General features: G+C 41.6%; 19 protein-coding genes and 1 tRNA gene. 15 read left to right on the top strand and 5 right to left on the bottom strand.

All coding sequences use genetic code 11. The features are described 5' to 3' along the window. Nucleotides 1-534 precede the first annotated feature (534 nt). The gene (locus tag V7K55_RS19475) at nt 535-1,239 is read left to right on the top strand and encodes an HAD family hydrolase (RefSeq protein ID WP_334834235.1); all 705 of its coding nucleotides are present in this window, start codon (nt 535-537) and stop codon (nt 1,237-1,239) included. Between the two features lie 82 nt (nt 1,240-1,321). Here the strand turns inward: V7K55_RS19475 and V7K55_RS19470 are convergent, their stop codons facing one another. The 3 genes from V7K55_RS19470 to alr all read right to left on the bottom strand — a co-directional run bounded on the left by V7K55_RS19470 (nt 1,322) and on the right by alr (nt 3,496). Further along, nucleotides 1,322-1,636, bottom strand: a complete 315-nt coding sequence (locus V7K55_RS19470; RefSeq protein WP_334834234.1) for a hypothetical protein — start codon at nt 1,634-1,636, stop codon at nt 1,322-1,324. A 505-nt stretch (nt 1,637-2,141) separates the two neighbouring features. Next, nucleotides 2,142-2,223: transfer RNA gene (locus tag V7K55_RS19465), tRNA-Leu, on the bottom strand. An 85-nt stretch (nt 2,224-2,308) separates the two neighbouring features. Further along, nucleotides 2,309-3,496: an alanine racemase gene (gene alr, locus V7K55_RS19460; protein WP_334834233.1), complete on the bottom strand. Its 1,188-nt coding sequence runs from the start codon at nt 3,494-3,496 to the stop codon at nt 2,309-2,311. A gap of 393 nt (nt 3,497-3,889) precedes the next feature. On the opposite strand from alr, the gene V7K55_RS19455 reads away from it, so the two are divergent. The 14 genes from V7K55_RS19455 (at nt 3,890) to V7K55_RS19390 (ending at nt 17,585) form a co-directional block, all read left to right on the top strand. Continuing rightward, entirely contained in the window at nt 3,890-4,387 is a 498-nt protein-coding gene (locus V7K55_RS19455; RefSeq protein WP_185584956.1) for an HNH endonuclease, read from the top strand. 702 nt (nt 4,388-5,089) lie between these two features. After that, on the top strand, nt 5,090-6,373 hold the full coding sequence (locus V7K55_RS19450; RefSeq protein ID WP_334834232.1) for a DHH family phosphoesterase: 1,284 nt from the start codon (nt 5,090-5,092) through the stop codon (nt 6,371-6,373). Nucleotides 6,374-6,667: 294 nt separating this feature from the next. Next, on the top strand, nt 6,668-6,913 hold the full coding sequence (locus tag V7K55_RS19445) for a hypothetical protein (protein WP_334834230.1): 246 nt from the start codon (nt 6,668-6,670) through the stop codon (nt 6,911-6,913). Next, entirely contained in the window at nt 6,906-7,295 is a 390-nt protein-coding gene (locus V7K55_RS19440) for a type II toxin-antitoxin system VapC family toxin (RefSeq protein WP_334834228.1), read from the top strand. Before V7K55_RS19445 ends, V7K55_RS19440 begins: the two co-directional genes overlap by 8 nt. A gap of 138 nt (nt 7,296-7,433) precedes the next feature. Further along, nucleotides 7,434-7,928: a phosphohistidine phosphatase SixA gene (gene sixA / locus V7K55_RS19435; protein WP_334834227.1), complete on the top strand. Its 495-nt coding sequence runs from the start codon at nt 7,434-7,436 to the stop codon at nt 7,926-7,928. Between the two features lie 108 nt (nt 7,929-8,036). Beyond that, nucleotides 8,037-9,173 carry a citrate synthase gene (locus tag V7K55_RS19430; RefSeq protein WP_334834226.1) on the top strand — a complete coding sequence of 379 codons (1,137 nt, stop codon included), beginning with the start codon at nt 8,037-8,039 and terminating at the stop codon, nt 9,171-9,173. A 294-nt stretch (nt 9,174-9,467) separates the two neighbouring features. Then, nucleotides 9,468-10,586 carry an NADH-quinone oxidoreductase subunit NuoH gene (gene nuoH / locus V7K55_RS19425; RefSeq protein ID WP_334834225.1) on the top strand — a complete coding sequence of 373 codons (1,119 nt, stop codon included), beginning with the start codon at nt 9,468-9,470 and terminating at the stop codon, nt 10,584-10,586. Between the two features lie 159 nt (nt 10,587-10,745). After that, a complete protein-coding gene (ndhI, locus tag V7K55_RS19420) occupies nt 10,746-11,330 on the top strand; it encodes an NAD(P)H-quinone oxidoreductase subunit I (protein ID WP_334834223.1) in 585 nt (194 codons plus the stop codon). A 115-nt stretch (nt 11,331-11,445) separates the two neighbouring features. Then, entirely contained in the window at nt 11,446-12,060 is a 615-nt protein-coding gene (locus tag V7K55_RS19415; protein ID WP_334834222.1) for an NADH-quinone oxidoreductase subunit J, read from the top strand. Nucleotides 12,061-12,119: 59 nt separating this feature from the next. Next, entirely contained in the window at nt 12,120-12,425 is a 306-nt protein-coding gene (nuoK, locus tag V7K55_RS19410; RefSeq protein WP_006199065.1) for an NADH-quinone oxidoreductase subunit NuoK, read from the top strand. A 6-nt stretch (nt 12,426-12,431) separates the two neighbouring features. Then, the gene (locus V7K55_RS19405; protein WP_012411870.1) at nt 12,432-13,352 is read left to right on the top strand and encodes an NAD(+) kinase; all 921 of its coding nucleotides are present in this window, start codon (nt 12,432-12,434) and stop codon (nt 13,350-13,352) included. A 473-nt stretch (nt 13,353-13,825) separates the two neighbouring features. After that, nucleotides 13,826-14,620, top strand: coding sequence for a GNAT family N-acetyltransferase (locus V7K55_RS19400; protein WP_334834221.1), 795 nt, complete (start codon nt 13,826-13,828; stop codon nt 14,618-14,620). Between the two features lie 384 nt (nt 14,621-15,004). After that, nucleotides 15,005-16,621: a glycosyltransferase family 39 protein gene (locus tag V7K55_RS19395; protein WP_334834219.1), complete on the top strand. Its 1,617-nt coding sequence runs from the start codon at nt 15,005-15,007 to the stop codon at nt 16,619-16,621. A gap of 244 nt (nt 16,622-16,865) precedes the next feature. Continuing rightward, nucleotides 16,866-17,585, top strand: coding sequence for a DUF4079 domain-containing protein (locus V7K55_RS19390; protein ID WP_334834218.1), 720 nt, complete (start codon nt 16,866-16,868; stop codon nt 17,583-17,585). 135 nt (nt 17,586-17,720) lie between these two features. On the opposite strand, the gene V7K55_RS19385 is transcribed toward V7K55_RS19390, so the two are convergent. Together V7K55_RS19385 and V7K55_RS19380 are read right to left on the bottom strand one after the other, a co-directional pair. Next, complete coding sequence (locus tag V7K55_RS19385; protein ID WP_334834216.1) at nt 17,721-18,728, bottom strand: SPFH domain-containing protein; 1,008 nt, start codon at nt 18,726-18,728, stop codon at nt 17,721-17,723. 112 nt (nt 18,729-18,840) lie between these two features. After that, the gene (locus tag V7K55_RS19380; RefSeq protein ID WP_334834214.1) at nt 18,841-19,275 is read right to left on the bottom strand and encodes an NfeD family protein; all 435 of its coding nucleotides are present in this window, start codon (nt 19,273-19,275) and stop codon (nt 18,841-18,843) included. Nucleotides 19,276-19,407 lie beyond the last annotated feature (132 nt).

Here is a 19,407-nt window from a genome sequence, read left to right as displayed (position 1 = left end):
AACGAAAATAGCGTTCTTTTCAAACGATCAAATCTCAGCAAATTCGTAAATTATTATTAATTTACTTCCTGTTACTGAGATTTACAGACATCTTTGGAGAATAAGACATAGAAATGTCAAGACTAGATGAAGCCACTTTCCATTGAGTAACCCCAATCTGACCACAGGAATAATACTGATTTTCTTAAATCAATATATTTGAACTTCTGTGTTTACACTTAAAAGAATCCAGTCTTTAAGCATATAAGTACTAAATAAAGCCACTCTTCATTAAGCAACCCTGTTGTGACTACAGGGATAATACTGATTTTTTTGAAAAAAATACAACACAATTCAGAGGAAATAATAACTAGATCGGGAAAAGGGATGAAATTAACCAAGTCTCCAGGTGAATTTTTCTGGTTGTCCAAAAAATTTGCGCGATCGCCAGTTTATTCGGACTGTGGATGTAGTGTGAGTGCGTAGGCGTAGCCAGTCGTAGACATCGCCATATCTCTAGATTAAGCATTAGGATGTATAATTGCTGAATGCTTCGTGTCTTTATTTACTGGCTTTATGCGTTATTCTGTATTGGCCACTGACTACGACGGTACACTAGCAACTGACAATCATGTAAATGAAAATACTTTGGCAGCACTCTCACGTCTGCGGAATTCTGGTTACAAACTCATCTTGGTGACAGGTAGACAGCTAGATGAATTGCTGCAAGTTTTTGGACAAGTAGATTTATTTGATTATGTAGTAGCAGAAAACGGCGCTTTGCTATATTCACCAGCTACCCGTCGGGAGAAACTATTAGGTTCGCAACCATCAGCAGAATTTATTAACGCATTGCGCGATCGCCAAGTCAATTCCCTGTCAGTTGGCCGTGTAATTGTTGCGACTTGGCATCCCCAAGAAACTATAGTTTTAGAAACTATCCGCCAGATGGGATTAGAATTACAAGTCATATTGAATAAAGGTGCGGTGATGGTGCTACCGTCAGGAATTAATAAAGCCACAGGGTTAGCCGCCGCCTTGGATGAGATGCAGTTATCACCTGAAAATGTAGTCGGGATTGGCGATGCAGAAAATGACCATGATTTTCTCAATATTTGTGGTTATTCAGTAGCAGTTGCCAATGCTTTGCCGACGCTCAAAGAGCGTGTGGATTTTGTGACTAATGGTAGTCGGGGGAATGGTGTTATAGAACTAATTGAAAAACTCATCACCTCAGATTTAGCTGAATTTGGGCATTAATTTAAGCAGATTTATTTATGCAAAAAAAAAGGAGAGTATTGCTACTCTCCTAACGTAATATGAGTGAGGGAAAATTTTCAGCTTAGTGATGAAGTCTCGCTTGACGCTCACGGAATTCACGGGCTTGACGTTCGCGCAACTCACGGGCTTGACGTTCGCGCAACTCACGAGCTTTACGTTCCCGCAATTCACGAGCTTGACGTTCGCGTAATTCACGAGCGCGTTGTTCGCGGACTTGACGTTCGTGTTCGACTTTACTGTTATTAAAAGCTACAGTATTACGATTAAAGTTATCATGCTCAGATTTAAATTCAGCAGCATTAGCATTTTGAGAAATAGCAACAATTGAAGCAGCTGCTAATAAGCCTCCAAGAAGAATAGATTTAAAGCGGTTCATATATCCTTTTATGTGCCTTGCATTACTTGATTTGTACATCTTCAATGTAATCGGAATAATCAGGTATATGCCTGTATACAAAGTCATATTGAAATAGTTACTTTTGTAACTAATATTAGGATTTATATTTGATTTTTGAAAAGTTATAACGGTCAAAATCTGACCTGACATGGGTTATACCCTACTATGCCTAGTAAGATTCAAGTTGGATTCCTATATTTAGAGGTGATTATTCAAAACTTTATATAATTGAAAATCCCAAGGCTCCCTTGAAGTTAGTGTTTAGCCTTGTGGTAAATGCGATTGGCGAAGCCGTGCCATAGCATTCGCCCGCCTGAAAGCATACCAGCGCCCATAGTGCAGTGCTACATGGAACAACAAACCAAAGTCACAATTAAAATTTCCTCTAAAAAAGATAGGATAAGCGATCGCAGCAATCACCATAAGAGATGATTGTCTTCAGGTTTGATATCATCCAATAAATGAGCGATCGCAAAATTACAAGTGCGGATAAAAGGACTTGAACCTTCACTCCTTTCGGAACTAGAACCTAAATCTAGCGCGTCTGCCAATTTCGCCATATCCGCATCAGTTTATCATCATACCATAAGAAATTATTTTTGGGAATAGGGCAGACGAGCAGAATCATAATGCCCAATGCCCAATTCCCCATTACATAACCGCAACACGAGGCAAACGATGCTTAAACCCACAGAGAATTTCCCAGGAGATAGTATTTAATTGTTCTGCCCAATCATCTGCTGAAATTTGTTCTTTTCCCTGTTCCCCTAACAAAGTGACTACTTCTCCTTCTTGGATATTGGGTATGGCACTCACATCCAGCATCAACTGATCCATTGTAATTGTCCCGATTTGCGATACCCTCTGACCGCGAATTAACGCCTGCATTTTGTTAGAAAGACTGCGAGGAACGCCGTCAGCATAGCCAATTCCCACGACAGCAAGGCGAAGTTCGCGCGGGGAAATAAATTTATGCCCGTAGCTGACAGCAGTTCCTGTGGCAATTGTTTTAACTTGGGTGACTCGTGCTTTAAGTTGCAAAACGGGTTTGAGGTCGATCGCATTTTGTAAATGCGGTGCTGGGTAGAGTCCGTAAACAGCTAACCCGACTCGCACAATGTCGTAGTGCAATGCCGGATTTGTGAGTGCAGCTGCTGAGTTTGCCAAGTGCAAGCATGGCACTTCAATTCCCATTACTTTGATTTGGGCGATCGCTGACTCAAATCGTCTATGCTGTTCTTCCATTGCCGTAGTATCAGGATCGTCTGCTGTTGCCAAATGAGAATAAATACTGGCAATAGACAGATGTGGTAAACGCTGCACTAACTGCACAAATTCCCCAGCTTGCTGCCAATTAGTTCCCAACCTAGACATTCCCGTATCTAATTTGATGTGTACAGGCACTGGCGAACCATGATTCATGGATTCCAGAATATTGGAAAATACCAAAGCTTGTTTAGGACTACAGAGTGTGGGTTGAAGTTTCCAATGTGCGATCGCATGAATCTGTTCTGGTGTATGAGTTGCTCCTAAAATCAAAATGGGCGCTTCAATCCCGCCTTCTCGTAATTGAATAGCTTCTGGAACTGTAGCGACTCCCAGCCAACTAGCTCCCGATTGAATTACGGTTTGGGCGACTGTTACGGCTCCATGTCCATAAGCATCAGCTTTTACTACTGCCATCAACTGAGTATGCGGCGATAAAAACTGCACCAATTGCTGTACGTTATATGACAACGCCCCTAAATCAATTTCTACCCAAGCTCGTTGCGAAAACCACGCGTAAGGGTCGCACTGCTGATTAGGAACTACACCAGGGATTTCTTTGCGACTTAACATTTGTACTGACTCCTATCCCACCACGGCTAAACTTTCAAGTTATCTATCTATACACGCTCCTAAAAGCGAGATCAGATTAAATAGGAAGTTTAACCTTCATATTGGAATTGATACAAGATATTGCGGTAGTGAAATAAAAGTTAAGATTTATGATCAAGGAGTTAGAAGTAAATCTTATGGCTCGGCTTTTTGCTGTGTTATTTGCATTAGCCTACGTAAAATTCTGGCTGTCAGGTGAGAAGTTTTACTTTCAAACTGCTAACTATTGACTCATAACTCTTCACTCATAAATTAATTGTCGAATTCTGCCGAAAGTATAATTTATTCTCATCTCCCTAGCATGGTGTATTTGTGTTAATATTTATGTAAAGCTAATACCCTGAGCGCAGATAAATGGGGAAGGTTTTAGTCTTAAACGCATCTTACGAACCTCTCAATATAACGAGTTGGCGGCGTGCTGTGGTTCTGTTAATCAAGGGCAAAGCAGAACGCGTAGAACACAACGGTAAATTCCTGTACTCGGATTTTCCGTTACCGACCGTAATCCGGTTACGTCATTATGTACGCGTTCCTTATAAAGAAATTCCTCTGACTCGCCGAAATATATTGCACCGGGATGGTCATGCCTGTCAATACTGTGGTTACACAGGAGATGAGTTGACTCTAGACCATGTAATACCGCGATCGCGTGGCGGGGGCGATAGCTGGGAGAATATTGTGACCGCTTGTGTCCGTTGCAATGTTAAAAAAGGCAGTCGCACTCCCCATGAAGCTCACATGCCTTTACGTCATCCTCCCCGCCAACCTTATAGCAGCCTCTATTTCGAGGTCAGCAAACATCTTAAGAGTGGATTGCATACAGAGTGGCAAAAGTATGTTATAGGGCTTTGAGCAAAAAAGCGGAGGAGAAAGAATAAATACCTTGCTGCTTTGGGACACAACCAACAACTCTAGTTATGGAGTGCTGAAAGTTGGCGGCTATATGGCTTGCAACAAAAGCGATCGCGTCTTGTAGATAGGCGCAATCCGTTAACGCTCAAGCCTCGATACTTGTGTATGGGGTTTACCTTTTGCTTTGCATCTTCCCTGAATTCTCATAATTTTCCAAGGGGATAAAACACCCATTGTTAATCAAAATAATTCTTAATTGCTCAATAGTCACAATAATGAGAGTATTGAGCATAAGAGTACTCTAAGTAAAAAAATGCCCAATTTAGATCATTTATTTTTTAGAACACTCTAAGGATATTTAGAATATCAAGGACTAACCCGAAAGTATAAGATATAAAGTATGCCTTAAGTCAGATAAAAATTCTGCTGATTAAATTTACGGAAGAGAAAAAAAGCTTCTCAAACAGACTCATGCTGCCAGATTCAGCCCAATATAGAAAACTTCCTTGTTTCCAGCACTCATACCCACTCCAATGGAATTTAGTTGATGTCAAGCACTGTTACTGACAAAAAATATACTTAGATGTATAGTGCAATGTCTTGATATTTTTGCGAAGATCAAAACAATGTGGCTAAATTCAGTGAATTACCGATCGTAATATTTCTGAATTAAAGGAGCCTAACACTTTAAAAAAGTTCCCTATGTACTTGAATTCTCCCGTTACTCAGTTTGAGAGTTTGTCATTGACCACAGAGCCAAACCCAGAGGAACCTGAAATAGAGAAAGCGCCAGTGGAAGTTGCATTTAAAAGTCCATCATTACCGCCATCGGTAGGTGACGGAGCCATATTTCTCAGTCAACGTGGTAATTCTCTGGCACAACAAAAGTCAGAAGAACTGCAAAAAACCCTTTTGGCGCATCGACACGATCGCCAACTGGTAATTTTGCAAGATTTTCCTGACCCTGATGCCCTTTCTTGTGCCTGGGCTTATCAGTTAATTGCCCAGCAATATGATATCAAATGTGAGATAATTTATGCTGGCGCATTGAGCCATCAAGAAAATATTGCCTTGGTAAGGCTGACTAACTTACCAATCCAACGGTGGACAACGCAAACCTTGAAAAGCAAAGATTTGTCATGTTATCAAGGTTTTGTATTAATTGATAACCAAGGAACCACTTCACAGTTACTGTCAGCAGTACAGCAAGCTGGAATTCCCCTAGTCGTACTCGTTGACCATCACAGTATCCAAGGCGATCTGCACTCAGAATTTGAGGATATCCGTCCTTACGTAAGAGCGACGGCAACCATTTTTACTCAATACCTCCAAACGGGATTACTGGCATTAGATAGCAGCATAAATCAACACGTTAAATGTGCAACTGCCTTGATGCACGGCTTGCGATCGGATACAAATCGGTTAATGCAAGCACAAGAAGAAGACTTTATGGCAGCTGCATATTTAAGCCGATTTTATGATGCCCAACTGCTGAATGCTATTTTACAGGCGAACCGTTCCAAGCGGGTAATGGATGTGATCGAGCGATCGCTAAAAAATCGCATCGTCCAAAATAACTTTTCCATTGCTGGTGTTGGCTACCTACGCTACGACGACCGTGATGCCATCCCCCAAGCGGCTGATTTTCTCGTCACCGAAGAAAACGTCCACACCGCCGTAGTTTATGGCATTGTTCACGATGAAGACGATGAACTAGAAATAGTCATCGGCTCCTTGAGAACCACCAAACTTACCCTTGACCCTGATGAATTCATCAAAGAAGCCTTTGGACAAGATAGCGCCGGGCGGTTTTTTGGCGGTGGAAGGACAAGTGCAGGCGGCTTTGAAATTCCGATGGGCTTCTTATCCGGCAGCAACGAAAATTCTGCTTATGCGAAAATGAAATGGGAAGTATTCGACACTCAAATTAAGCAAAAACTGCTGAGGTTGGTTAACCCTAGAGACAACCCGATTCAATCGGAGTAGGGGGAGATTAAGGAGATGGGGAAAACTCCTAACTCATGCAGCAGTCAAAATGTTTGGTCAGATAGCATCCTTAAGTCATTCGTGATAAACATATTTCCCGACTTTTTATAAAAGTCGGGAATTTTGGTCTTTTCATAGAGGCTGAACAGATTAAGGATGTAATTCGTACTTAATATTATTTGTATCTCAATACTCCCAGTCAGGAGTTTTTGAAACAGAGGCTTGAGCAGTGTAGATGGTGTACAGATGTTTGAAAATTCAAAATCATCTTCATTTTTTTTGAGAGGTATAACAGTGACACAGCAAGAATTGTTGAATGAGTTTTTATCCCTTCCTCCTGAAGCACAGCGTCAACTCATGGACTTTATTGCTTTTTTGCGACAAAGATATCCACTAGTTGAATCTGACTCTCAGTCACCTGATATTGACTTGATCAATGATAGCTTTATTGGGATGTGGAGCGATCGCCAAGATTTAACTGATAGCACTGCTTGGGTGCGTGGTGTTCGAGAAAATGAGTGGTCAAAGTCACATGACTAACTCAACCATCGTTGATACTGATATTCTAATTGATGCAGGTAGCGGTGTTCTCGAAGCAGTAAAGTGTTTGCAAAATCTGAAAGCGAGTTCTGGCTTGGCAATTAGCATAATCACGCAAATGGAACTAATGGTTGGTTGTCGTAATAAAGCAGAGCTACAAACACTAGAAAATTTCCTCAAGCAGTTTTACATCATTAAGATTGACCAGACTGTATCTGACACAGCAGTTGATTTATTGCGGTCTTATCGGCTCAGTCATGGCTTGCTCATTGCTGATAGTCTCATTGCAGCTACAGCAATAGTGGGGAATTACCCGTTTATCACAAAAAACCAACGGGATTACAGATTTATTCAAGGTTTAAACCTATTGCCATATCCATAATTAGAACACTTAGCGCCGCGTTGAATCGAACAGATGGCAAATCAACGAATACGTAATCATGATTAAAGTTAGGATAGATTCATTAATATCAGACGTAACTCCTAACTAAGTACGGACTACGCGAACAAAACTAAAAGTATGGAACTATACTTAATTCGTCATGGCATCGCCGAAGACAAGGCATTAGACATCAAGGATGAGGAACGCAGCCTTACCAAAGAAGGAAGGCAAAAAACTGATAAAGTTGCCCAGAAACTTGTGAAATTGGGTTTAAGCTTTGATTTGATTCTCACCAGCCCCTTAGTGCGGGCCCGCCAAACGGCTGAAATCCTTATAGAAGAAAAACTAAGCACCAAGTTAGAGGAATCTAGCCACCTCGCTCCAGATGGTGAAATCTCTAGTTGGCTCAAAGACTGGTTAGAACCAAGAAATTATTCCCAAAATACCCAACTAGCGCTGGTTGGACACGAACCTGATTTGACCGGGTGGGCAGAAATTCTCCTGTGGGGAGAAGTCAAAGAAAGCTTAGTCTTGAAAAAAGCAGGTATGATTGGGATAAAACTACCAGAAACAGGTTCTCCTCTGGGTCGGAGTCAGATGTTTTGGTTGACACCACCCAAGTACCTGCTATAACAGTTTTTCAACATTTTCGATTGTTGTTAGAACGGCTACTGTTATGGCGACAATAAATTTCTGGTAAGTTAACTCGATCAGATATTTCAAAAAGCAAATGGTGGTGCCATGATGGTGTGCGAATACAAGCCTGGTTTAGAAGGCATTCCCGCCGCTCAATCAAGTATCAGCTATGTTGATGGGCAAAAAGGAATACTAGAATATCGTGGCATCCGAATTGAGGAACTAGCAGAAAAAAGTACATTCCTGGAAACTGCTTATCTCTTGATTTGGGGTGAACTGCCAAACAAGGAAGAACTGGAAGCATTTGAGCATGAAGTTCGTTACCACCGGCGGATAAAATACCGCATTCGGGACATGATGAAATGCTTTCCAGAAAGCGGTCACCCAATGGATGCCCTACAAGCCTCTGCTGCGGCTTTAGGTTTGTTTTATTCGCTTCGGGATTTACATAATCCTGCCTACATTCGAGATTCCGTGGTGCGCCTCATAGCAACGATTCCGACGATGGTGGCGGCCTTCCAACTGATGCGAAAAGGCAATGATCCGATACGTCCCCGTGATGACTTAGATTACTCCGCCAACTTTCTATACATGCTTGATGAGCGAGAACCCGATCCTCTAATGGCGCGAGTTTTTGATATCTGCTTGATACTTCAGGTCGAGCATACAATGAATGCTTCCACTTTCAGTGCCAGGGTGACAGCTTCCACCTTAACCGATCCTTATGCTGTGGTTGCTAGTGCCGTGGGAACTTTGGGTGGGCCACTGCATGGTGGAGCCAATGAAGAAGTAATTCAGATGTTGGAGAAAATTGGCTCTGTAGAAAATGTCCGTCCCTACATAGAGCATTGTCTGGAAACTAAATCTAAGATTATGGGCTTTGGACATCGTGTGTATAAAGTGAAAGACCCACGAGCCATAATTTTACAAGGTCTAGCAGAGCAACTGTTTGAAAAGTTTGGCCATGACAAGTTCTATGACATTGCCCAAGAGATGGAACGAGTAGTAGAGGAAAAACTTGGTAGCAAGGGGATTTATCCCAATATTGACTTTTATTCAGGTTTGGTGTATAGGAAGATGGGGATTCCTACAGACTTGTTTACACCAATATTTGCGATCGCTCGCGTTGCTGGTTGGTTAGCCCACTGGAAAGAACAACTAGCAGAAAACCGCATTTTCCGTCCAACGCAGGTTTACAACGGTCTGCACGAAGTTACTTATACCCCAATTGAAAAAAGGTAATTGGGGATTGGGGATTGGTTATTAATTCTTCCCCCTCATCTTCCCCTGCTCCCTCCCCCTGCTCCCATGCTCCCCCATCTCCTCAATAGCCAATCCCAATGCCAACCATAAGTAGAAGTTCTCATATCGCTTCAGAGGGCTAAAACCATCCAAGGATATACTAGGCATGGGAATTAGCGACAAATCTTCAATCAAGCATCATCTGGACAAAAATTAAAAATGGGTGAATTTACAGGTATTAATTTAACTAATAGTTGTAACTCACCATGACTCGATGTCTTAAAGAGCGGAAACATGAACTCAGGAATTGACCTCCAAGGAACTTTTATTGAATCCCTCCGGGATTTAGGTTTACCAGCAGGCACAGCCAAAGCGATTTGGATGCCCCTGCCAATGATACTGATGCTGATTGGGGCAACAGTGGGGGTATTAGTTGCTACTTGGCTAGAACGGAAAATTTCCGCCTCCGCACAGCAGCGAATTGGGCCAGAATACCAGGGGCCTTTTGGGTTGCTGGTGCCTGTAGCGGATGGTCTGAAGTTGTTATTTAAAGAAGATATAGTACCAGCCAAGTCTGACCCCTGGCTGTTTACCCTCGGCCCAATTATTGTTGTAATTCCGGTATTTCTGTCGTTCCTGATCGTTCCCTTTGGGCAGAATATCGTAGTTAGTAATGTAGGAATGGGCGTATTCTTGTGGATTGCCTTGTCAAGTATTCAACCCATTGGCTTGCTGATGGCTGGCTACGCATCTAATAACAAATACTCCCTCTTAGGGGGCTTGCGGGCAGCAGCGCAATCTATTAGCTATGAAATTCCTTTGGCATTGGCGGTGTTAGCGATCGCTATGATGTCTAATAGCCTCGACACCGTTGATATTGTCAATCAGCAATCTGGCTACGGCATTCTAGGCTGGAACATTTGGCGACAACCAGTCGGTTTTCTGATCTTTTGGATAGCCGCCCTCGCTGAATGCGAACGATTACCCTTTGACTTACCCGAAGCGGAAGAAGAAATCGTTGCAGGTTATCAAACTGAATATTCAGGCATGAAATTCGGTCTGTTCTATCTGGGTTCCTACGTTAACTTAATCCTTTCTTCCTTACTAGTAGCAATTCTCTACCTGGGCGGTTGGGACTTTCCTATTCCCCTCAACCTCATCGCTGGTTGGCTGGGAGTCAGTGAACTAAATCCTGTGTTCCAGATAGTAACTGCTGCTTTGGGAATTATAATGACTGTCTTCAAAGCCTATTTACTAGTGTTTGTCGCCATCCTGTTGCGCTGGACAGTGCCACGCGTAAGGATTGACCAACTGTTAGATTTAGGATGGAAGTTTTTGTTACCAGTTGGCTTGGTTAATCTTCTATTAACCGCAGCCCTGAAACTAGCCTTTCCCTTCGCTTTTGGTGGTTAGTCATTAGTCATTAGTCATTAGTCGTTAGTCATTAATCGTTAGTCATTAGTGAATAACAAAGGGAAAATGACCAAAGACAAAGGACAAATGACTAATGACCAAGGACAAAGGACAAGGGACAAATAACGCTGATAGCTTAAAAAGAGAGAGTGAGACAAAATGCTCAAGTTCCTAAAACAAGTTGTTGATTACGCCAAAGAAACGATACAAGCTGCGCGTTATATTGGTCAGGGGCTTTCTGTTACCTTCGACCACATGCGGCGGCGACCGATTACTGTACAGTACCCTTACGAAAAGCTGATTCCTGGCGAACGGTTTCGCGGTAGGATTCACTTTGAATTTGATAAGTGCATCGCCTGCGAAGTTTGCGTTCGCGTTTGTCCAATTAATCTACCTGTAGTTGATTGGGAATACGACAAAGCCAGCAAAAAGAAAAAACTCAACCACTACAGCATCGACTTTGGAGTTTGTATCTTTTGCGGTAACTGTGTGGAATTTTGCCCCACTAACTGTCTATCGATGACAGAAGAGTATGAGCTTGCCACTTACGATCGCCATGAATTGAATTATGACAGCGTAGCGCTAGGTCGTCTGCCCTATAAGGTAACAGATGATCCAATGGTTACACCACTGCGCGAACTAGTTTATCTACCCAAAGGTGTCCTCGAACCCCACGGAGTACCCGCAGATGCGCCGCGTGCAGGTGCGCGTCCAGAAGACCTGGTAGAACAAACAGATAAATAAATGTCATTTGTCTATTGTCCATTGTCATTTGTCCTTTGTTATTTGACCGATGACTGACTAATGACCAATGACCAGTGACCAGTGACCAATAACCAATGACTAAGGACAAAAAATAGTGAATCTAGCAGAAGGAGTACAGTTAGTATCGCTTGGCATACTGGGCGTGATGATGATTGGGTCGGCCATTGGTGTGGTGCTGTTCTCCAACATCGTCTATTCTGCCTTTTTGCTGGGGGGTGTGTTTATCAGCATGGCGGGAATCTACCTGTTGTTAAATGCTGATTTTGTTGCAGCTGCACAAATACTAATTTACGTTGGAGCGGTTAACGTGCTGATTTTGTTTGCCATTATGTTGGTAAACAAACGAGAAGATTTTGTAGCATTTCCTAACTCTTGGGTGCGAAAAGTACTTACAGGTCTAGTCAGCGTCGGATTGTTTGGTCTTTTAAGTACAATGGTGCTGGCTACTCCTTGGGCTTACTCAACTGCTCCTGTAGCAGGTGGTGAAAGCTCTATAGTTTTGATTGGGGAGCATTTCTTCACTGACTTTTTACTACCTTTTGAACTGGCTTCCATTTTGCTGCTGATAGCGATGGTAGGAGCAATTATTTTGGCACGTCGTGAATATTTGCCAGACGAATTGACACGATCCGATCTGCGGCAAACTATTTTGACTTTGCCAGAACGCCCCAGAGAACTGGTATCAACAACCAGCGAAACAAAAGAGTAATATTTGCGACTTCATTCGCAGACAAAAAGCCAGTTTTTTCAGGAGGGATACTCAGATTCATGCAACTCCAGTACTTTTTATTACTAGCAGCAGCTTTATTCTGCATCGGCATCTACGGTTTAATTACCAGCCGCAACGCCGTGCGGGTGCTGATGTCAATTGAGTTACTGCTCAACGCTGTTAATCTGAATTTAATGGCATTTTCCAACTTCCTCGACTCAACATTAATTAAGGGTCAGGTTTTCACAGTATTTGTGATTACCGTGGCCGCGGCCGAGGCGGCGGTGGGTTTAGCGATCGTGCTGGCCATTTATCGCAACCGCGATACCGTCGATATGGAGCAGTTTAATCTCCTGAAATGGTAATTGTGCGTGCAACTCAAGCAGGTAATCATTGCTTATAAAGCGCGGGATGCCCGGAGTAAACAATGGGCAGAAATCTGTGCTAAACAACTAGAAAGCCGCGAGTGCCAGGTGTTGATGGGGCCTAGCGGGCCGAAAGACAACCCCTATCCAGTCTTTTTGGCTTCGGCGGCTCAACCAATCGATCTCGCCTTGGTACTCGGTGGCGATGGCACTGTTTTAACTGGTGCCAGACATTTAGCCCCAGCTGGCATCCCGATTCTGGGAGTGAATGTAGGAGGTCATCTGGGGTTTTTAACTGAGTCAGTAGAAGAGTTTCAGGATACAGAGAAAGTTTGGGATCGGCTGTTTGAGGATCGCTATGCTATCCAACGACGGATGATGTTACAAGCTGCGGTGTATGAGGGTCACGGCTCTAATTTGGAGCCAGTGAGTGAGCGTTACCTGGCTTTGAATGAATTTTGTGTCAAACCCGCCTCTGCTGACCGAATGATTACCTCAATTCTAGAAATGGAAATCGATGGTGAGGTAGTCGATCAATATGTCGGGGATGGGTTGATTATTTCTACTCCCACAGGTTCCACAGGTTACACCGTTTCTGCTAATGGGCCAATTATGCACGATGGTATGGAGGCGCTTACCATCACTCCTATTTGTGCAATGAGCCTTTCTAGTCGCCCCCTCGTTTTACCCCCTGGTTCTGTGGTGAGTATTTGGCCTTTGGGGGATTATGATTTGAGTACCAAGCTGTGGACAGATGGGGTGTTAGGGACTTCTATTTGGCCCGGACACCGCGTTGATGTGCGGATGGCAGAGTGTCGGGCTAAATTTATTATTTTGCGCGAGAACAATTCCTACTATCAGACGCTACGGGAGAAGTTGCTTTGGGCAGGTACAAGGGTTCATTACAACAATAATCACCGTAATTAATTAAGTATTTTAGAGTGCATCTACTGTAGATTGCGATCGCAAATGCGATGTCTACGACGGGCTACACCTACGCAACGAAAACACCGCAGGCATAGCACCAAAAGCATCCAAGCCCCTGGATTCATCTGGGGGCTTTCTGCCCTGAATTTGATTTTTTAACTGACCGACAAAGAAAAGGACATAAGCCTCTAAATTTATTTATGGGAATTTTTAATTCGGAGCAAAGCGAAGTGACTTGCATTTATAGCCTATATCGAAGGAAAATTTTGTATCTTATTGCCAGATTTTTTCGGAATTAATGTCCATAATAAAAGCACTCTACCTCTAATCCAAAAGAGTGAGAAAGCTCTTTAGAGGTTATTTTATCGAAAACTGTCTCAATTATGCTTCGATACATTAGTGCATAATGTGAGCTATTTGTATAGTGCCTAAATCATAGTAGGATATTTTCGCAAATCTAAGTAGGAAGATAGATGGAAGTTTCTGGACGCAACATCAATTACCCACTGAATCCTTCTCCCCCTCTTGAAGATTTTCCCGTCCTTCAAACTGAAAAATATGCCCTACGGCTAGCGTCAACTGAAGAAGAATTAGAATCAATTTTTCGGTTGCGCTTTGAAGTTTTTAATCTTGAACTAGGCTTGGGATTTTCTACTTCTAACTTTACCCAGATGGATATAGATAAGTTTGATGCAGTTTGCCATCATTTAATCATGATTTCCAAACAAACGGGTAAAACCATTGGAACTTATCGGATGCAAACTTATATAATGGCCTCTCAAAGACTCGGCTTTGATGCTGCTGATATATTTAATCTTAATGCAATTCCCAATTCTGTGCTTCAGGCATCAGTTGAAGTTGGCCGTGCATGTATAGCTAAAGAATACCGCAATAGTCAGGCACTTTTACTATTATGGAAAGGGCTAGCAAATTATCTCATCTGGAGTGAAAATCAATATTTCTTTGGCTGTGCATCATTACTAACACAGTCTCCTTTTCAAGCTACTTGTACTTATGATTATTTTCAGCATAATGGCTTGATGCATCCAAGTATTTTGGTTTATCCAAATTCACAATCTTGTCTAGAACTGCCTCAAACTTGCCCAGATTCATATAATGTTGAAGTTCCTAAAATTTTGCAGGCATACTTGAGTATTGGAGCTAAAATATGCAGTATTCCCGCTATCGACCGACACTTTAAGACTATTGATTTTTTAACCATATCTAATACCAAAGACTTTGCTAGATGGCGTTATCAAATATTATGAAAATGAGTCAGAATGGGCTAAACCTTAGCTATCCGCTAACAGAATCCAGAAGTCAGAATACCCTAGTAATCAAGTCAGGGGTTTCAAGCAAGGAAAATTTTTATTGATCTCCACGATTAAAATCACTTGCTCGCTTACCACAATTCATCCACTTTTTTGTTCAGAATACATTCTGTATTCTGGCTCCTGATTGCTGAATTCTTCTTCGGTAAAATTATCTTTAGCCCTAATGCTGCTTGGATGTCCCATAAACAGGCTCACATATAATTCGTAATTACGAACTACGAACTACGAATTACGGATTACGATGATGGGCGTAGCTGCGGCACTTCATCTACTACGCCTAACTGGATTATTTTAGATAAAATATTGGGAAAATTACTTATGCACCATCTCAAAATTGCTCCGAGTTGGTTGCGATTTTTAATTATTTTCTTATTGGCGATGGGTATATTGTTTCGCTTTTTTAATCTTGATAGCAAGGTTTACTCCCATGATGAGACTTATACCTCATTGCGAATTTCCGGTTATACAAGAACTGAAGCACAAAATAAACTGTTTAACGGTAGTGTCATTGGCGGAGAAAGTTTTGCTCAGTTCCAAGGTGTAAATCAAAAAAATTTAAATGACACAATCATGACTTTGGCTAGAGAAGATTCCTTGCATCCACCGCTTTATTACGTAATAGCGAGATTGTGGATGGAAGTTTTTGGTAATTCGGTTACGGCGATCAGAAGTTTATCTGCTTTGATCGGTTTGCTGGTTTTTCCTTGTGTTTATTGGCTATGTCGAGAATTATTTAATGTACCGTTATCGGTTCCTGGTGTAGCGATCGCACTCATGGCAATTTCTCCAATTCACCTAGTATACGCCCAAGAAGCACAAGAATATATTCTCTGGTTAGTCACCATATTACTATCCAGTGCATCTCTGCTGCAAGCGATGCGGCTGGAATCACAAGATAAAGATGAGGTAGCAAAAGAACGACAACGACCAGATTTATTTGCTATCTGGAGCATTTATGCAGTAACTTTATCCATTAGTTTTTACACATTTATTTGGAGTGGGTTTGTAGCAGTTGCTCACGGAATTTATGTGATGATTACTGCCAAATTTAAGTTAACTAAAATTGTCCGAACTTATCTGCTAGCATCACTGGTAGGTTTTTTAGCCTTCATGCCTTGGATAACAATTGTGATGGGTGACTTTTTTCAATTTCTGATTTCAGCAGACAAGACAACAATGCAGTCATCTCTGATGCCTGTTTTACCATTTTTGCTGATGCAGTTAAGCCGGATTTTTTTTGATATAGACCTTAGTTCAGACAATCCTCTTAACTATTTAGTTACATCAATTTTTTTAACCTTAGTAGGATATTCAATTTATTTTCTTTGTCTGACAACTAACTATAAAGTCTGGGTTTTTCTCGTCACATTGATTGTAGTACCAGCACTACCTCTAATACTGCCAAGTGCTAGAGGTATACAATCATTTAGCGAACCATATTTCATCCCATCTTATTTGGGAATTCAAGTGACTGTTGCTTACCTATTAGCTACACAATTATATAATTGGAGCGCATCACGCCGCAGGATTTGGCACATAATCATAGCATTAGTGATTATTTGTGGACTGATTTCTTCTAAGGCGAATTCCCAGGCAGAAACTTGGTGGAATAAGGGTGTGAGCTATGGCAATCCCCAAGTTGCCCAAATTATCAATCAAACAACTCGTCCACTTTTAATTAGTGATGCTTTGGGCAATAATTATGGTAACATCTTTTCTCTGAGCTATCTTTTGGAACCAAAAGTGAGATTTTTGTTGGTTAAAAATCAAAAAACTCCTAAAATTCCTGATGGATATACCAATGTATTTTTATTCAATCCTTCAGATACTTGGCGCGAAACAATCGAAAAAAAGTATAAATCAGATACAGATATTGTTTACAGTGACAACTATTATTCGGTCTGGAAATTAGCTAAATCTCCTAAGTTGCGCTGACGCAATATTCCATCTAATAAATTATCCGCCAGTAGTTGCTTTGGCAGTATTTTTGAACCATAAGCCAATATTGTCTAAAATGATAATCTTTTATAAGACATTCAAATATCTGCTTTATTAAAATTAGCTAAAGATGGCAAGAATAAATATTAAACAGATTCTTATCTGAAATTAATTTAAGTGATGCTACAACGCTCTAAATTATTCTTTGAGATAAATTTAGTGGTTTATTTAAAGGTGTTGTATGCAAATAACAGATTTTCTTAGTCTTTTACATCCAGCGATCGCAGTTATATTCGTATTTCCACTTATCGGGACAGTCGTTAATTTTGCTTGGCAAACACGCCAACGCAGATTACAAATTTTAGCCGGGAGTAAAAGCAAAATTCCCCCAGTTGTGGGCACAGAACATAAACAGTTAGGCGAAAGACTAACAGGTGCAGTTGTCGGATTAACTTTAATCGGATTAAGCTACCCTATTGGCAAAAATATTATTAAAAATCAATTGTGGAATAAAGCACCTTTTCAAGTTGTTTTTATCTTGTTAATATTTGCTGCTACCATCACCTCATTAGTATTTCTTTATCGGGCAAGGCAGCGATTGTGGCGGGCAGTTTTTGCAACTTTAACTGGTGCAGGTTTAGTAATTATAGGCTGTCAGGATGGAGTATATCGCCTCACCAGTCAGTGGTATTGGTCACACTATTATATTGGCATTACGGCAGCACTGCTGATGATTTTTTCATTAGCGATTGTTCAAGATATTTATCAAGATAAGTCTCATCGTTGGCGCGTTGTCCATACAATTTTAAACTGCATTGCTTTGTTGCTATTTATTGGACAAGGGATGACTGGAACGCGAGATTTATTAGAAATCCCTCTGAGTTGGCAAGAACCCTATATTTATCAGTGTGATTTTGCTAATAAAACTTGTCCAACACCAAATTCACAACCACCAAAATAAACTAAGGGATTTCCAACCCACAATGAACCATTTCCCATACTGGTGTCAACAGTTCAGCAATGTCATTTGTCAGGATTTAGGAGTCAGGAGTTAGGAATTATTATTCTTCCCCTGCCTCCCCTGCTTCCCCTACTCTTAACTAGGGCGGTTATTTTCCAACCTTGGGATTTGCTTAGAAAGCAACTCGTCAGAGTCAACCTGACCATTTGAGATCACTGAACGCATACCTTCAAAAGCAGCAGGAATAGTGCGAGGATCTATAAATAAGACCTTGCTGCTATCGCTTCTACCAATTGTTGCACCCATATCCAGATAGCCCAAAGCAAACAGAACTTCCACTGCTTTATTGGCATTGGGATTAGTCTGGAGTTTTTGGGCAATAATTTCTGCTGATTCTGCGATCGCTTGGGCTTTCAAAACTTGCTGCTGACGTTCTGCTTGAGCTTTCATCACCAGCGACTTTTGTTCAGCTTCTGCTTGCAGAACTGTCGATTTTTGACGAGCTTCGGCATCCAATATTTGCGCTTCAGCTTTACCTTTAGCACTATTGACAGCAGATTCGCGTTCGCCCTCAGAAGTTAAAATTGCTGCCCGTTTGCGTCGTTCTGCCGACATTTGCAATTCCATCGATTCTCGCACTGCTTGAGACGGAATAATATCTCGCAGTTCTACCCGTGTCACCTTCACACCCCAAGGATCGGTAGCAACATCCAAATCCCGTAATAAAAGTTCACTGATATGGGAACGAGCAGTAAAGGTTTGATCCAACTCCAGTTGCCCCATTTCGGCGCGAATTTGAGTCAGCACCATATTTATCATTGCCGACTGGAGATTTTCTACCTTATACCAGGCTTTTTCCATATCCACGATGCGCCAGTAAAACACTGCATCCACCTCAATACCAACGTTGTCACGAGTGATGCACTGTTGGGGAGGAATATCTAAGACCTTTTCTTTGATAGTTCCTTGATAGACAATTCTATCTAGGAAAGGAATGACAAAATTTAGTCCTGGTTCTAATTTTTTGTTATAACTACCCAATCTTTCCACCAAAGCTTCATTACCCTGATTGACGACTTTCACAGATCCCGCTACGGCAGAACCCCCAAGGGCTAAAAACACGAGCAAAAAAAACTGTTCCATTGTAAATCTCCTGATTTTTAAGTATTAAATGTCAAATAAAAGGGGAGTGCCAGATGAGAGAAATGGGGGAGATAAGGGGAATAAGCAATGCCCCATACCCAATTCCCAATAACTAAGAATTCAACAGATTTTCTGGTATCACAATCAAAGTAGTACCCTCTCTCCTAACCACATAAACTCTTTGATGGGGTGCTACGGTAAATTTGTCATCGTCACATCGTGCTTGCCAGGAATTTCCCTCATATAACACCCGCCCTGTTTTCCCAGGCGGAATTTCTGTTAAGGTTTCAGCTATGACAGCATCCTGAAGTTTCGATTTGCGTCGTCGTGGTTGCAAAAACCGACGAGAAAGCACGATTAGGAATGTGGAAAATAATAGCCAAACTAAAACTTGCAACCATACACTTCCCAAACCCACTCCAGACAGCAGCGCCACCAAAAAAGCGCTAATTCCCATCATGAAAGCGACAAACGCCGATGGTAAGAACAGTTCCATGAGACATAAAACTGCTCCTGCCAGAAGCCAGATTAAGGTCAAACTTGGCATAGCGTCATCCTAGACTCTACATTGACGTAAATGCATTTCTACGATTAGATACAGCCAGACGTAAGTTATTTACAGAAAGCAAAACTTGGTTTTTTTACCAATAATTTTGATTAATTTCAGTAACCAGGTGTA

Source organism: Nostoc sp., from assembly GCF_036919895.1.
GTDB lineage: Bacteria > Cyanobacteriota > Cyanobacteriia > Cyanobacteriales > Nostocaceae > Nostoc.
Note: the sequence above shows the minus strand (reverse complement) of the source record. Positions and strands in the feature narration are given on the sequence as shown.

Excerpts from the sequence above, each read along its gene's own strand:
- V7K55_RS19455 (WP_185584956.1), top strand. The coding sequence starts at position 3,890 with ATGGGGAAGGTTTTAGTCTTAAACGCATCTTACGAACCTCTCAATATA.
- alr (WP_334834233.1), bottom strand. The coding sequence starts at position 3,496 with ATGTTAAGTCGCAAAGAAATCCCTGGTGTAGTTCCTAATCAGCAGTGC.
- nuoK (WP_006199065.1), top strand. The coding sequence starts at position 12,120 with ATGCAACTCCAGTACTTTTTATTACTAGCAGCAGCTTTATTCTGCATC.
- V7K55_RS19395 (WP_334834219.1), top strand. The coding sequence starts at position 15,005 with ATGCACCATCTCAAAATTGCTCCGAGTTGGTTGCGATTTTTAATTATT.
- V7K55_RS19450 (WP_334834232.1), top strand. The coding sequence starts at position 5,090 with ATGTACTTGAATTCTCCCGTTACTCAGTTTGAGAGTTTGTCATTGACC.
- sixA (WP_334834227.1), top strand. The coding sequence starts at position 7,434 with ATGGAACTATACTTAATTCGTCATGGCATCGCCGAAGACAAGGCATTA.
- nuoH (WP_334834225.1), top strand. The coding sequence starts at position 9,468 with ATGAACTCAGGAATTGACCTCCAAGGAACTTTTATTGAATCCCTCCGG.
- V7K55_RS19400 (WP_334834221.1), top strand. The coding sequence starts at position 13,826 with ATGGAAGTTTCTGGACGCAACATCAATTACCCACTGAATCCTTCTCCC.
- V7K55_RS19470 (WP_334834234.1), bottom strand. The coding sequence starts at position 1,636 with ATGAACCGCTTTAAATCTATTCTTCTTGGAGGCTTATTAGCAGCTGCT.
- V7K55_RS19385 (WP_334834216.1), bottom strand. The coding sequence starts at position 18,728 with ATGGAACAGTTTTTTTTGCTCGTGTTTTTAGCCCTTGGGGGTTCTGCC.
- V7K55_RS19430 (WP_334834226.1), top strand. The coding sequence starts at position 8,037 with ATGATGGTGTGCGAATACAAGCCTGGTTTAGAAGGCATTCCCGCCGCT.
- V7K55_RS19380 (WP_334834214.1), bottom strand. The coding sequence starts at position 19,275 with ATGCCAAGTTTGACCTTAATCTGGCTTCTGGCAGGAGCAGTTTTATGT.
- V7K55_RS19390 (WP_334834218.1), top strand. The coding sequence starts at position 16,866 with ATGCAAATAACAGATTTTCTTAGTCTTTTACATCCAGCGATCGCAGTT.
- V7K55_RS19440 (WP_334834228.1), top strand. The coding sequence starts at position 6,906 with ATGACTAACTCAACCATCGTTGATACTGATATTCTAATTGATGCAGGT.
- ndhI (WP_334834223.1), top strand. The coding sequence starts at position 10,746 with ATGCTCAAGTTCCTAAAACAAGTTGTTGATTACGCCAAAGAAACGATA.